The organism is Pseudoalteromonas sp. NEC-BIFX-2020_002 (assembly GCF_013002825.1).
GTDB lineage: Bacteria > Pseudomonadota > Gammaproteobacteria > Enterobacterales > Alteromonadaceae > Pseudoalteromonas > Pseudoalteromonas neustonica.
This window is the reverse complement of sequence record NZ_JABEPJ010000010.1, coordinates 32,186-45,946: the sequence shown is the minus strand read 5'-3', so window position 1 is coordinate 45,946 and position 13,761 is coordinate 32,186. Positions and strand designations below refer to the sequence as shown.

Sequence of the window (13,761 nt, the reverse complement as noted above, 5' to 3'; positions counted from 1 at the left end):
TTTATTTAACCGATAAAATTATTGGTTATCAGAGAACGCTTTACAGGCTGCAGTGTCTGTACACTCACCGTAAAGGTAAAGAGAATGGTTAGTAAGCTTGATACCATTTTCTTCTGATATTTCAAGCTGACGACGTTCAATCATCTCATCTTCAAACTCAATTACTTTACCGCATTTTAAACAAACAAGGTGGTCGTGGTGTGTGCTACCCGAAAGTTCAAATACTGACTTTCCGCCTTCAAAATGGTGGCGTGAAACAATACCAGCGTCATCAAATTGGTTAAGTACGCGGTATACAGTCGCTAAACCAATTTCTTCACCTAAGTCCAAAAGAATTTTGTAAACATCTTCAGCGCTGATGTGTTGGTTATCTGGAGATTGTAAAATCTCTAAAATTTTAATACGCGGTAAAGTAACTTTTAAACCGGCTTTTTTTAATTCCAAGTTGTGATCAGTCATTAAATCTGTCTCAATTTTATTTGGTTATACTAGACATCTTATAAAGATGTGCACGACACATTAGCAATAAATAGGATAACGCGCTATGCGATGAAGTGCAAAGAACAATTCAAAGAAACGTTCCTAAAAGCTTAAACGCTAACCAAAATATAGAACTTTAACAGGTCAGCGTCTAGTGGTTGCTATTAGTCAGCAAGTTCGCTTAAACACATCTCTTCAAAAATTTGTGCAGACCACGCTTTAACGCGTTGTTCTGTTAGTTCAGGTTGACGATCTTCATCAATACCTAAGCCTACAAAGTGCTTGTCGTCAGCCATGCCTTTAGATGCTTCAAAGTCGTAGCCCTCAGTTGGCCAATGGCCAACAACAATTGCGCCACGCTCAGACACAATATCATTGATCATACCCATGGCATCGAGGAAGTATTCTGCATAATCTTCTTGGTCTCCACAACCAAAAATAGCAACTAGCTTGCCATCAAAATCAACTTCTTCTAGCTCAGGAAAAAAATCATCCCAGTCACATTGCGCTTCACCGTAATACCAAGTCGGGATGCCAAATAAGATTAAGTCAAATTCTGCGATCTCTTCTTTTGAGCTTTTAGCAATGTCGTGCACAGCAACTAATTTTTTACCCAATTCTTTTTGGATCATTTTAGCTACGTGTTCTGTGTTACCTGTATCACTTCCGAAAAAAATACCTACACTTGCCATGGATTTAAAACCTTTTATCTATCAATAGCCAATCTTTCTTGTAAAATTGTTTCAATCAGCGCACTACGGCTAATATTTTGTGCATCGGCCATATCACTTAATGCTTGATACAGCTGTGACGAAACTTTAAATTCTACACGCTTTAAACCGCGTGCTTTGTCTCTTTTTATTTGATTACGTTTATTAACCTTTAACTGCATTTCCCTTGGAAGGGGATTCGTTTTAGGCCTACCTGGACGTTTCTCGTATTCAAATAAATCGAGCGTTGTTCTATCAGTCTCTGACTTTGCCATGCTTAACCAACACCCGCACCTTGCCAAAAAACTTGAATAAGTCCTTTTGCAATAAACCCTGAACAACCTAAAAAGAGTACAAGCCACACTACATAACGACCAAACTTAGGTACATTACCTTTTTTTAGTACATCTTGAATAGCCATACCGATAAAAAAGAACACACCGGCTAAGCCAAAATACAACCCTAGGGTATCAAATTCGTTAATTAACTGACTGACCATCAACGTATAACCTTTAAATTAAACGGCGCGTACTATAGCATAAAAAAAACCAATAATTTAGTAGCTGCAGCCAAAATTACGTGATTAAATTTTAACTTAATTAACCATTAAAAAATCAGTAATTGATTTATTAACCGCATGTGGTTTTTGTGCATGCAACCAATGCCCCGCGCCATGAATGATTTTTGCTTTAGCATTTTTAAATCGTGCTGTTATGGCAGCTCGGTATTGCGGCAATATATAGTCAGAGTCATTACCTTTAATAAATAAAGTATCGCATAAACAAGAATCATTATCTTCTAAATCTGTTAGAATATTACTATATTTTTGACTCAATGTTGGTAAATTAAAGCGCCACTGGTATTGACCCGATTCATTTTTAGCTAAACTTTTCAGTAAAAATTGCCTAACACCCAGCTCAGGGATAAACGCTTGCATGATTTGGTCGGCGTGTTTTCTGTCGGTGATTTGATGTGTTGCTACAGTGTTTAACGCAGTGAAAATATCATCATGGCGGCTTTGGTAAGCCACGGGGGCGATATCAAGCACAACGAGTTTATTGACCACGCAGGGGGTACTTAATGCGATTTGCATTGCTACTTTACCGCCCATAGAGTGGCCAACGAGGTGAGTTGTATTAATATTTAAATGGGTCATCAATCGTAAAACATCGTTTGCCATGCTAGGGTAATCCATGACTTCACTATGGGGTGATCGTCCGTGATTGCGCAAGTCAATATTCGTTACTGTGAAGTTATCACTTAGTGCATTGGCTATCACATTTAAGTTTTCGAGCGAACCAAATAGCCCATGAATCAAAACGACATCAGGCCCGTGTCCAGATTGTTTATAATTTAATAGCATGACATTCTCCAATAAAAGAGCGCGTAGTTTGCCTAGTGAAATAACAAATTGCAAAACATAGAGAATTAAATCAGGTTTGGGTATAATGCATTGGAATGAAAAAATGTGACCCGTAACGACAGGAAGAACATGAAAAAAATTGACATAGACGACGAGTTATATCAATACATTGCGAGCAATACGCAGAGCATTGGTGAAAGCGCATCCACTATTTTACGTCGTTTATTAAACCTCAACGGTGAAACAGTCTCAACGGCGAATAGTGAGCCGGAACTATCAGTTGCTCCCACAAAACAATCAACTAACAACGAATCACAAGCAGATAAAAGTGATCTACAAGCGCTTAAAAAAACACAAAGCAGTGCGACTGTCACACAAATGACTCAGCAAAACGCTAATGTTTTTAATATTCTAAATAAAGAAGAGTTAGCGATGCAAAAAGGTGTTGTTGGACGTTTTCTATTTATTTTGTCTGCTTTGCATCGAACGCATAAGGCTAATTTTTCAGCCGTTCTGGATGTACAAGGGCGTGATCGCGTTTATTTTGCAACCAGTAAAGAAGCGCTCGTTAACAGTGGAAGTAGTATGAATCCAAAAAATATCACTGACAGTGAATATTGGGTAATGACTAATTCAAATACAACACGTAAAAAAATGATGTTACACGAAGTGGCACTTGGCTTAGGTTACAGTGCTGAACAAGCCGAAAAAATTCGAGACTACCTATAAAAGGACATGTAATGGCGATTCATTCCGGTGCCGGGAAACCTGCAACACAATCTGATTTAGTGAACGTACCAAAATTAGTATCAGCTTATTATTTAAATGAGCCTGATTTAGAACAAAACCCTGAGCATTGTGTTGCTTTTGGTACATCTGGACACCGTGGCTGTTCATATGATGTGAAGTTTAATGAATCTCATATTCTCGCCATTACACAAGCGATTTGTGATTATCGCAAACAGAACAATATTTTTGGTCCACTTTTCTTAGGTAAAGATACACACGCTTTAAGTGAAGCAGCTTATAACTCAGCTATTGAAGTATTAGTTGCTAATGAAGTGCAAGTTATTACACAAGAGAATGACGATTTTACACCAACGCCAGTTATCAGCCATGCAGTTGTGTGTCATAACAAATTACACCCTAATGAATTAGCAGATGGGATTGTTGTTACGCCTTCGCATAACCCACCAGAAGATGGCGGCTTTAAATACAACCCACCCAATGGCGGTCCTGCGGATACCGATGTAACCAAATGGATTGAAGACAGAGCTAATCAACTTTTATTAGAAGATTTAGTTGAAGTAGAGCTTTTTCCGTTTGCTAAGGCTGCACGTTCTGGTTTTATTAAATATCAAGATTTAATGACGCCTTATATCGATGATTTAATCAATGTGGTTGATGTAGAAGCGATATCAAAAGCGAAAATTAAAATAGGTATTGATCCACTTGGCGGCTCGGGTATTAATTTTTGGCCCGTGATTGCTGAGAAATTCAATTTAGACCTAACGGTTGTAAATGACAACGTTGATCCACGCTTTGCGTTTATGCCACTTGATAAAGATGGCAAAATTCGTATGGATTGTTCATCGCCTTACGCAATGGCAAACCTAATCGCACTCAAAGATGACTTTGATCTTAGCATTGGTAATGACCCTGATTATGACCGTCACGGTATTGTAACCCCTGATGGTTTAATGAACCCGAATCACTTTTTAGCTGTAGCGATCGACTATTTATTAAATCATCGTAAGTGGTCTAAAGAAGTTCAAATTGGTAAAACACTTGTATCAAGCGCTATGATTGACCGTGTCGTTGCTCGTAATAACCGTCAGGTGCAAGAAGTACCCGTTGGTTTTAAATGGTTTGTAGAAGGCCTAAGTACTGGTACTTTAGCATTCGGTGGTGAAGAAAGTGCAGGGGCGTCGTTCCTACGTTTTGATGGTTCAGTATGGAATACCGATAAAGACGGTTTTATTATGGGCTTATTAGCGGCTGAAATTTTAGCTGTGACAGGCAAAACACCCTCTACACGTTACAAAGAACTTGAGCAAGAGTTTGGGGCTCCTTTGTATAAACGTATTGATGCACCTGCAAGTACAGCGCAAAAAGATCGACTTAAAGCGCTCAGTGCAAAAGACGTCACCGCAGATACACTTGCAGGTGAGCCTATTTTACAAAAACTAACCCATGCCCCAGGTAACAATGCCGCAATTGGTGGTTTAAAAGTGGTGACAGAAAATGGTTGGTTTGCTGCTCGACCGTCAGGCACGGAAGATATTTATAAAATCTACCTTGAATCATTCAAGGGTGAAGAGCATTTAGCATTACTTGAAAAGGAAGCTAAAAAGTTGGTTGATTCAGTGATTAGCTAACTGATATACCCAAACCGTCTCAAGATGCAGAGCTTGGCGTTTTCACAGGCGTTTATTATCAATACGTTACTTTGCAATAATGGCTGTCCCTTTTGATAAGTAACAACAATGAAAGGAACGTCTGTGAAACGTCCAACTGAACCTCATATATTGAGGTGGCTTGGGTATAATACATTATTAAAACGGCTGATTTAATCAGCCGTTTTTGTTTCTCATTCACACAATAAAATAAAGGCTTTAGAAGTATGTCAGCCAATTTAAGTTACTTAAATGAATTAAAACAAAATGGTGATTTTTTAACGCTCAGTCGTAACAATGAATGGCACTTAGATGCCAGTACTTTTACGTTGGATAACGGTACAGCAGTAACGGTGCATGATACGGGGGTTATAGAGTTCCAACCAAAAGGCATCACTACGAAAGATGTGGTACTTTCGAGTGCAATCCATGGCAACGAAACCGCGCCAATTGAAATCTGCGATGAATTAATTAAGCGGATCATTAGCGGCGATTTGCAATTAGCACAACGCGCTTTGTTTATTTTTGGTAACCCGCAATCAATCAATATTGGCAAACGCTTTATAGATGAAAACCTTAACCGTTTATTTAATGGTCACCATACAGTTGAAGGTGTACCAATGAATAATGAGCGCGTCAGAGCTGCGAAACTCGAACAATACGTCAGTGATTTTTATTATCGTGGCTCGCAAGTAAGTCAGCGATGCCATTATGACTTACACACGGCAATACGTGGCTCAAAAAACGATAAGTTTGCAGTCTATCCTTTTTTACATGGCAAACCATGGAAGAAAGCGCAATTACAATTTTTGCTTAGCTGCGGTGTAAATACAGTCCTTATGATGAAATCATCCGCGACGACCTTTAGCTATTATTCATCTTTTGTGCATGGCGCTGATTCGTTTACAGTTGAACTTGGGCAGGTCAAGCCTTTTGGCGAAAATGATATGAGTCGCTTTGAAAAAACAAAGCAAACACTCACTGCATTAATTAGCCAAAAAGAAGTGATTTATAAAGAATTTGATGCAAGTGATTTTGAACTGTTTTCAGTTCATCGTTCAATTAATCGGACCGAACACGTATTTTCGTTTCCATTTTCCGATGACGCCGAGAATTTTACTGGTTTTGCTAAAGGTGAATTACTCGCAACCGATGGTCAGACCTGTTATTACGCTGAAGTCGATGGTGAGGCAATTATATTTCCAAATGCTGATGTAGCCCTTGGTCAGCGTGCATTGTTAACCGTAATACCATTAAAAAACACAGATAATATTATTTAATAAATTGTATTAACCAACCAAAATAAAGAGTTAACTATATGATTTTAAGTGTTTAATTTGAATGTATAGTTAACTTTCCAGCCCAACTCTCGCCAATTAACTTTGTTTCGTCTATGATTAGTTGAATAACGCTTTACGTTAACGTAAGGTGTCGGCAGCTTTAATTTAAATACAGTGCAGTTTCTGCAAAGTTTATCCTGTAGGTCACATCCAATAATAACAAGTGACTTGCACTGTTTTCGACAACAAAAGAAGGTAGGTTATGAGTAATCCAAATAACGTATCGGTGAATATTAGTCATGATCTTGCATTTATTGATGGTCATGCGCTGAATATTCCGACCGTAAGCATCTTAAATGAGGACGGCGATATTCACACAGGGGCTACCGCACCTGATATTGATGAAAGTACGGCGCTGCGATTATATGAAACGATGCGTTTTATTCGTGCATTAGATGAACGAATGCAAGCAGCTCAACGTCAAGGCCGCGTTAGTTTTTATATGCAATGCTTGGGTGAAGAAGCAGCCGTCACTGCATCGGCGGCGGCACTGGACCAAGACGATATGATCATGGCGCAATACCGTGAACAAGCGGCATTGCATTATCGTGGTTTTACACTTGACCAGTTTATGAATCAAATGTTTTCAAATGAATTGGATTTAGGTAAAGGACGTCAAATGCCTATCCACTATGGTTCAAGCGCCCTCAATTATATGACTATCTCATCACCGTTGGGTACCCAAATACCGCAAGCAACGGGTTATGCATACGGACAAAAAATCAAACATATCGATGCAAAAACGGGTGAGTTAAATAGCACAATTGATAATGTCACTATCTGCTATTTTGGTGAAGGTGCTGCATCCGAAGGTGATTTTCATGCCGGCTTAAATATGGCTGCAGTACATAAATCTCCTGTGATATTTTTTGCTCGAAATAACGGCTATGCGATTTCGACGCCTGCGGATGAACAATTTAAAGGTGATGGTATTGCATCTCGCGGTGTAGGTTACGGTATTAAGACCATTCGTGTTGATGGCGCTGATGCTTTAGCTGTTTATGCGGCAACCAAAAAAGCACGCGAAATTGCCACTAAAACAGGTGAGCCTGTATTGATAGAATCAATTGCTTATCGCTTAGGTGCGCACTCTACATCAGATGATCCTAGTGGTTATCGCTCTAAAGATGAAGAAGCAAACTTTCAATCTTGCCCAATTGAGCGCTTTCGTAAATGGCTCATTAAGAAAAATTGGCTTAATGATGAGGAAGACACCAAAGCCAAAGAGCAAATACGAGAAGATATTCTTGCGGCATTAAAGCGTGCTGAAGTGGTTGCTAAACCCGCTTTAGAAGAGCTTGTCTCAGATGTATATGATACGCCAATTCCTTCGTTACAACGCCAGTATGAACAATTGAAAACGCATATTAAGCAACACCCAGATGCCTACCCAGTCACTGCAGGGAGAATTAAATAATGCCTAAAATGAATATGTTACATGCAATTAATTCAGCCCTTGATATTACAATGGCCGAACATCCTCAAGCATGTATTTTTGGTGAAGATGTAGGGTATTTTGGCGGTGTGTTTCGTGCGACCTCGGGATTACAAGAAAAATATGGTTCACACCGAGTCTTCAACACACCACTAACAGAGCAGGGGATCATGGGGTTTGCCAATGGTCTCGCTGCATTTGGTGCACCAGCACTGGCCGAAATTCAGTTTGCAGATTATATCTTTCCTGCGTTTGACCAAATTGTAAATGAATCCGCAAAGTTTCGTTATCGCAGTGGTAATGAATTCGACGTTGGTAACTTAACGATTCGTACTCCTTACGGCGGTGGTATTGCGGGAGGGTTATATCATTCACAATCACCAGAGGCGTATTTTGCACACACGCCAGGCCTTAAAATAGTGGTTCCTCGTAACCCTTATCAAGCCAAAGGGTTACTACGAGCATCGATTAAAGATGATAACCCGGTTATTTTCTTTGAGCCTAAGCGTTTATATCGGGCGTCAACGGGTGAGGTGCCAGAAGAAGATTACAGCATTGAACTGGGTAAAGCAGAAGTGGTCACGCAAGGTACCGATGTAACACTGCTTGCTTGGGGTGCACAGATGGAAATCATCGAAGATGCAGCTAAACGAGCAAGTGAACAAGGGATCAGCTGTGAGGTGATTGATTTACGTAGTATTTTGCCGTGGGATATGGAAACGATTGCTGAGTCTGTAACTAAAACAGGCCGCTTAGTGGTCAGCCATGAAGCGCCAATCACGAATGGCTTTGGTGCTGAAATAGCGGCAACAATTCAGCAAGAATGTTTCTTACATTTAGAATCACCCATCTTACGTGTGTGCGGCTTAGATACACCGTATCCATTAGCGCTTGAAAAAGAGTATGTGCCGGATGCGTTGAAAGTACTTGCTGCAATCAAGCAATCGGTCGAATTTTAGGAGTTATCATGGCAAAAGATTTTATTTTACCGGATATCGGTGAAGGCATAGTTGAATGTGAAGTGGTTGAATGGCTTGTTGCTGAAGGTGACACTGTGGCTGAAGATCAACCAATCTGTGATGTGATGACTGATAAAGCATTAGTTCAAATTCCAGCGGTTCATGATGGTGTGATCAGCAAACTATATTACGCCAAAGGCGATATTGCACTTGTGCATGCGCCACTTTTTGCGATGGATGTGGCGGGTGATATTCCTTTACCGGTGGTTGAATCAGCCGTTAATGTTGAAGCCGACACACCTGCCGTTACAAGCGATGAACAACTTGAAGACTTTATTCTCCCCGATATTGGTGAAGGTATTGTTGAATGTGAAATTGTTGAATGGTTGGTAAGTGAAGGGGATAAGATAGAAGAAGATCAGGCTGTGTGTGATGTAATGACAGATAAAGCATTAGTCCAAATTCCGGCTAAATACACAGGTACCGTTGTTAAATTATTTTATGCCAAAGGTGATGTGGCACAAGTGCACAGCCCGTTATTTCAAATGTCGATTGCAGGTACGCAAGCAAACGTTGTTGATATAAATGACGCTTTAGTAAAAGCACAAACAAAAGCCGTTGAACAAAAGCCGATTGAATCAGAAAATAAAGCAGTTTCTGCACCAGTAATTAATAAAAAAGCGGTGGCTTCTCCAGCAGTGCGTCGTAAAGCTCGTGAACTTGATGTTGACTTAACAACAGTGCCAGGCAGCGGTAAAAATGGCCGTATTTATAAAGAAGATATAGCGCAATTTATCAAAAGTGAAGTACCAAATAGTATTGATACGTCACCGTTACAACCCGCAGCTGATAAGAGTACGAGTAAAAACTCAGCTAATGGCACTGGTGGTTCTCGCGTTGAACCAATTAAAGGCATTAAAGCGGCAATGGCGAAGCAGATGGTTGCCTCTGTTACAACTATCCCACACTTTACTTTTTGCGATGAAATTGACTTAACAAATTTAATCGCACTGCGCAGCGATCTCAAAGAGCAGTATAAGCAGCAAGGCGTTAAGCTGACTATGATGCCGTTTTTCATTAAAGCTTTATCATTGGCAATGAAAGAGTTTCCGGTTTTAAACTCTAAAGTAAATGATGATTGCACTGAACTCACCTATTTTGACGATCACAATATTGGTATGGCTGTGGACTCAAAAATTGGTTTACTGGTACCAAATATTAAACAATGCCAAAGTAAAAGTATTGTTGAGGTTGCTAATGAGGTGTCTCGCTTAACAGATTCAGCCCGAGAAGGGCGTGTTAGTCCGGTTGATCTCAAAGGTGGCACGATTAGCATTTCTAATATTGGTGCGCTTGGGGGCACAATTGCTACACCGATTATTAATAAACCAGAAGTCGCCATTGTTGCATTAGGTAAATTACAGCACTTACCACGTTTTGATGGACAAGGGCAGGTGATATCCGCAGCAATCATGCAAGTAAGCTGGTCTGGCGATCATAGAGTAATTGATGGCGGGACAATCGCACGATTTAATAACCTATGGAAATCATATTTAGAAAGCCCAGCTAAAATGATGATGGCAATGAGTTAAGTTTAAACGTTACCTATTTTAAAACCAGCTTAATGCTGGTTTTTTGTTTTAATGTTGTTGCTTTTTATTTATTATATAGCTGTCTCTAAAAAGCGACACCCGTAAGGGAATTTAAAAATACACTAAGGAATTATTATGGAATACTTTATGGAAGCGATGCGTCGTTACGCTGATTTTGACGGCCGAATTCGTCGCAAGGCATATTGGATGTTTGCACTTTTTTATCTTATATTTTATATCGTGTGTGCAGTTATCGACGGTGTACTAGGTACTATGTGGATTACCACAATCTTCAGTTTAGCAATGATTGTACCTTGTATTAGTGCAGGGGCAAGGCGCCTGCACGATACGAACCGCTCAGGTTGGTGGCAACTAATCTCGTTTATACCACTTATAGGCGCGATTGTGTTAATCGTATTTTGCGTACAAGATTCGCAAGATGGCGAGAATGATTTCGGTGCTAACCCAAAAGAAGCTGATCTGCAAAGCGCTTAAAAGTACTTAAAAATAATTAAGTTAAATCTCAAGCTCAGCTATCGCTGAGCTTTTTTATAGTCACAATTAAACCCCATAAAAATATAGGCCATACCCAACAAACATCGCTGGTATTGCTGAATAAGCTGTTGCAACTAATGCCGCACGCGGTGCCATCGCTATTGCAGGGAATAGGGCATCACCGTCATTAGAGATTGCATTAGCCGCTAACGCACTAAAAGGAATAATACCTTGTATATAAAGTGTCGTTACCACGATTTGTGGCCCACAGCCTGGTAAAAAGCCAATTGCTACAGCTATTAAAGGAGCTAAGTAAGCATAGTGGGTAAACCATGCTTTAAGATCAACCCCTGCAAAGGTCACTAAAAGTTCAAATAGCATAAATGATGCGACAACCCAAGCTGTTACAAAGTGGGTATCTTGGAGCACTTTATATAATTTAGACGGCGGGTTGATTGTTTCCTCCTCAGACGTGATCTCTTGATAGCTTTGCCCTTTTGAAGATAATGCCCAAGTAGTAACAGCAAGTAACGCCATTACAGCACCAAATACAGTGATTGAATCTGCAAGGGTGTTATTAATAGCGTTAAAGTCTGTATTTAACGCTATTAATACAGCAATGATCACGCTGGGTATAAGAATTATTTGCCATACCGACTTACTGAAAATAATTGCTCTACTAGGACTGTTTAAGCAGTCATCGCAAAAGTCATTTTTTTCTGGACGAAGATAATCTTTGTCATGAAAAGCATTCACTAAAGACCCACTAATAACGCCAACGCTAAGGCCGATAGCCATAATAAGTAGACCTTCGATGGGTTTTGTTGCTAAGAGTAAAAACGCAGCGTCACCCATGGTTGCGGTGAGCACTGCCACAACAGAGCCAAAGCTGGCTTGCCCTTTAGTGAATTGCGTTACAACAATAATGGCCCCACCGCAGCCGGGTAAGGCTCCTAAAAATGATGCAAAGCTTACCTCGAGTAAAGGAGATTTTTGGCTCAAATAGCCCAACTCTAACTGTGGAAGCCGATCAATGGCGTAATAGTAAATAAATAATGTGGCGGCAACAAATACACTAACCTGAAAAAAAGCATCGCTCATTGAGGCTAATGTAATATCTCTAATAGGGGGATAAGCTAAGCAACATAATAATAAAAACGGCAATAATAAACGTTTGTTATTAACAAAAAGTGTCGCGGGCAGAGCGATTTTTGGTAGTGTGTGAGAGAACATAAGTGCAACCTAAAAACTGTATAGGTTGCACTTTAGATTTAAATCAAATGAAAATCAATATCATTTACATTATTTTCTTTGAAATTCTGAATTTTCATTCCATGTTGGCCATTCGCTTTGCTGTGAAATATCAAAACCTACTTGATAAAATAACTGTAAGTCTTGCACTGCGCCAGATAAATTCCACTCATCACGGTATCTGTCGCAAGGTTGATGGTAGCAACCTCTTAGTACTAAGCTCATACGCTTGCGATAATTAGCCGTTTCTTCATCAAATGCTTCGCTTCCGCCACCGGCATACATTGCAGGTACACCCATATTAGCAAAAGCAAAATGATCAGAGCGATAGTAACCACCTGATGACGGTTTAGGATCACCAGATACGGTTCTATTTTGTGCTTTAGCAGCTGTAGCAAGCAACGTGTCCATTTGCGACTTACCAATACCAACCACGCTGATATCTTTTACTTTACCAAGTAAATTTAGGCTATCCATGTTGATATTTGCAACTGTTTTATCTGCAGGGATAACTGGGTTTGCTGCATAGTATTTTGAACCAAGTAGGCCTTGCTCTTCTGCTGTAACCGCTAAAAAGGTCATAGAGCGCTTAGGGTTAACAGGTAAAGTTGCAAATGCTTCTGCTACTTCAATCATACCACCAGTACCCGTGGCATTATCGTGAGCACCGTTATATATTTGATCGCCTTTACGGTTTTTATCTGTGCCTAAGTGATCCCAATGCGCTGAATAAATAATATGTTCATCCGCCAGTTCACTGCCAGGTAACGTCGCAATAAAGTTATACGAAATAGATTTTTTAATCGTGTTTTTAATCGCAACCGAAGCGGTTAAATCACCCATATCTACGTTGTAAGCACCTTTAGCTGCATTGCTTTTGACAGTGTTAAAGTCTAGACCCGCTTTATTAAATAGCTCTTTAGCAACATCAGTTGTCACCCAGCCTTCTACAGCAACTCTGTCCATATTGTTGTTTTCTTTTTGAAAACCAAACTGCTCGCCACTCCAAGAGTTTTCAACAACAGACCACGGGTATGAAGCTGGCGCTGTTTCATGGATAATGATTGCACCAGCGGCCCCTTGGCGACTCGCTTCTTCGTATTTGTAAGTCCAACGGCCATAGTAGGTCATTGCATCGCCAGTAAAAAGAGCAGGATCTTTAGTCGCAAAGCCCGGATCGTTTACTAGCATAACCACGGTCTTACCTTTAACATCAATGCCCGCGTAATCATTCCAGTTGTATTCAGGCGCATTTACACCATAACCCACAAACACAAGTTCGGAATCTTTAATAGCTTGGCTTTGACTAATGCGGCTACTGCCCATTACCATGTCTTTTTTATATTGATAGTCTTTACCGCCAATACTTAAAACCATGTTTGAGTCAGCTTCAAGAGAGACTAAAGGCACTTCTTGTAAAAAGCTATTACCGTTACCCGGCTTATAACCCAACTTTGTAAATTGTTCCGTGAGGTATGCAAGCGTTAGCTCTTCACCTTTTGATGATGGAGCGCGCCCACCAAACTCATCAGATGCTAATACTTTAATATGCTCGGCTAATTGCACATCATTAATCGAGTTATAGCCTTTAGTAACATCATCAGAGGTAAGACTTGTTGTTGCACATCCTGCAAGTACAGCAGTTGCTAGAAGTGTAAGAGAAAAATAACGTTTCATAGTCGCTCTTTTTTTGTTTTAAGTGAGTCTAGTATAAGAACTTCTGTTAAAGAGAACCAGTTT

General features: G+C 40.0%; 14 protein-coding genes. 7 read left to right on the top strand and 7 right to left on the bottom strand.

What is annotated here, in order from left to right; translation table 11 throughout:
- Positions 1-18 precede the first annotated feature (18 nt).
- From fur to HJP15_RS12440, 5 genes are all read right to left on the bottom strand, one after another.
- On the bottom strand, positions 19-459 hold the full coding sequence (gene fur / locus HJP15_RS12460; RefSeq protein WP_054204663.1) for a ferric iron uptake transcriptional regulator: 441 nt from the start codon (positions 457-459) through the stop codon (positions 19-21).
- Between the two features lie 185 nt (positions 460-644).
- On the bottom strand, positions 645-1,172 hold the full coding sequence (gene fldA / locus HJP15_RS12455) for a flavodoxin FldA (RefSeq protein ID WP_054204662.1): 528 nt from the start codon (positions 1,170-1,172) through the stop codon (positions 645-647).
- Between the two features lie 14 nt (positions 1,173-1,186).
- Entirely contained in the window at positions 1,187-1,465 is a 279-nt protein-coding gene (gene ybfE / locus HJP15_RS12450; protein WP_054204661.1) for a LexA regulated protein, read from the bottom strand.
- A 2-nt stretch (positions 1,466-1,467) separates the two neighbouring features.
- The gene (locus tag HJP15_RS12445) at positions 1,468-1,689 is read right to left on the bottom strand and encodes a DUF2788 domain-containing protein (protein ID WP_054204660.1); all 222 of its coding nucleotides are present in this window, start codon (positions 1,687-1,689) and stop codon (positions 1,468-1,470) included.
- A 96-nt stretch (positions 1,690-1,785) separates the two neighbouring features.
- Positions 1,786-2,553: an alpha/beta fold hydrolase gene (locus HJP15_RS12440; RefSeq protein ID WP_054204659.1), complete on the bottom strand. Its 768-nt coding sequence runs from the start codon at positions 2,551-2,553 to the stop codon at positions 1,786-1,788.
- 129 nt (positions 2,554-2,682) lie between these two features.
- Here HJP15_RS12440 and seqA point away from each other — a divergent pair, with 129 nt between their 5' ends.
- From seqA to HJP15_RS12405, 7 genes are all read left to right on the top strand, one after another.
- Positions 2,683-3,282 (top strand): replication initiation negative regulator SeqA, encoded by a 600-nt coding sequence (seqA, locus tag HJP15_RS12435; protein WP_054204658.1) that lies wholly within the window; start codon positions 2,683-2,685, stop codon positions 3,280-3,282.
- A gap of 11 nt (positions 3,283-3,293) precedes the next feature.
- The gene (gene pgm, locus HJP15_RS12430; protein WP_054204657.1) at positions 3,294-4,931 is read left to right on the top strand and encodes a phosphoglucomutase (alpha-D-glucose-1,6-bisphosphate-dependent); all 1,638 of its coding nucleotides are present in this window, start codon (positions 3,294-3,296) and stop codon (positions 4,929-4,931) included.
- Positions 4,932-5,176: 245 nt separating this feature from the next.
- The gene (astE, locus tag HJP15_RS12425; protein ID WP_170173919.1) at positions 5,177-6,229 is read left to right on the top strand and encodes a succinylglutamate desuccinylase; all 1,053 of its coding nucleotides are present in this window, start codon (positions 5,177-5,179) and stop codon (positions 6,227-6,229) included.
- Positions 6,230-6,491: 262 nt separating this feature from the next.
- A complete protein-coding gene (locus tag HJP15_RS12420) occupies positions 6,492-7,706 on the top strand; it encodes a thiamine pyrophosphate-dependent dehydrogenase E1 component subunit alpha (protein WP_170173918.1) in 1,215 nt (404 codons plus the stop codon).
- Entirely contained in the window at positions 7,706-8,683 is a 978-nt protein-coding gene (locus tag HJP15_RS12415) for an alpha-ketoacid dehydrogenase subunit beta (protein WP_054204654.1), read from the top strand. The genes HJP15_RS12420 and HJP15_RS12415 overlap by 1 nt, the downstream gene beginning before the upstream one ends.
- An 8-nt stretch (positions 8,684-8,691) precedes the next feature.
- The gene (locus HJP15_RS12410) at positions 8,692-10,275 is read left to right on the top strand and encodes a dihydrolipoyllysine-residue acetyltransferase (protein ID WP_170173917.1); all 1,584 of its coding nucleotides are present in this window, start codon (positions 8,692-8,694) and stop codon (positions 10,273-10,275) included.
- Between the two features lie 135 nt (positions 10,276-10,410).
- Complete coding sequence (locus tag HJP15_RS12405; RefSeq protein ID WP_169327364.1) at positions 10,411-10,770, top strand: DUF805 domain-containing protein; 360 nt, start codon at positions 10,411-10,413, stop codon at positions 10,768-10,770.
- A 66-nt stretch (positions 10,771-10,836) separates the two neighbouring features.
- On the opposite strand, the gene HJP15_RS12400 is transcribed toward HJP15_RS12405, so the two are convergent.
- Entirely contained in the window at positions 10,837-12,003 is a 1,167-nt protein-coding gene (locus tag HJP15_RS12400; RefSeq protein ID WP_054204652.1) for a putative manganese transporter, read from the bottom strand.
- Positions 12,004-12,072: 69 nt separating this feature from the next.
- Positions 12,073-13,698, bottom strand: coding sequence for a M28 family metallopeptidase (locus tag HJP15_RS12395; RefSeq protein ID WP_054453042.1), 1,626 nt, complete (start codon positions 13,696-13,698; stop codon positions 12,073-12,075).
- Between the last annotated feature and the right edge of the window lie 63 nt (positions 13,699-13,761).

Excerpts from the sequence above, each read along its gene's own strand:
- HJP15_RS12420 (WP_170173918.1), top strand. The coding sequence starts at position 6,492 with ATGAGTAATCCAAATAACGTATCGGTGAATATTAGTCATGATCTTGCA.
- HJP15_RS12405 (WP_169327364.1), top strand. The coding sequence starts at position 10,411 with ATGGAATACTTTATGGAAGCGATGCGTCGTTACGCTGATTTTGACGGC.
- HJP15_RS12440 (WP_054204659.1), bottom strand. The coding sequence starts at position 2,553 with ATGCTATTAAATTATAAACAATCTGGACACGGGCCTGATGTCGTTTTG.
- HJP15_RS12410 (WP_170173917.1), top strand. The coding sequence starts at position 8,692 with ATGGCAAAAGATTTTATTTTACCGGATATCGGTGAAGGCATAGTTGAA.
- fldA (WP_054204662.1), bottom strand. The coding sequence starts at position 1,172 with ATGGCAAGTGTAGGTATTTTTTTCGGAAGTGATACAGGTAACACAGAA.
- seqA (WP_054204658.1), top strand. The coding sequence starts at position 2,683 with ATGAAAAAAATTGACATAGACGACGAGTTATATCAATACATTGCGAGC.
- HJP15_RS12445 (WP_054204660.1), bottom strand. The coding sequence starts at position 1,689 with ATGGTCAGTCAGTTAATTAACGAATTTGATACCCTAGGGTTGTATTTT.
- fur (WP_054204663.1), bottom strand. The coding sequence starts at position 459 with ATGACTGATCACAACTTGGAATTAAAAAAAGCCGGTTTAAAAGTTACT.
- pgm (WP_054204657.1), top strand. The coding sequence starts at position 3,294 with ATGGCGATTCATTCCGGTGCCGGGAAACCTGCAACACAATCTGATTTA.
- HJP15_RS12395 (WP_054453042.1), bottom strand. The coding sequence starts at position 13,698 with ATGAAACGTTATTTTTCTCTTACACTTCTAGCAACTGCTGTACTTGCA.
- HJP15_RS12415 (WP_054204654.1), top strand. The coding sequence starts at position 7,706 with ATGCCTAAAATGAATATGTTACATGCAATTAATTCAGCCCTTGATATT.
- ybfE (WP_054204661.1), bottom strand. The coding sequence starts at position 1,465 with ATGGCAAAGTCAGAGACTGATAGAACAACGCTCGATTTATTTGAATAC.
- HJP15_RS12400 (WP_054204652.1), bottom strand. The coding sequence starts at position 12,003 with ATGTTCTCTCACACACTACCAAAAATCGCTCTGCCCGCGACACTTTTT.
- astE (WP_170173919.1), top strand. The coding sequence starts at position 5,177 with ATGTCAGCCAATTTAAGTTACTTAAATGAATTAAAACAAAATGGTGAT.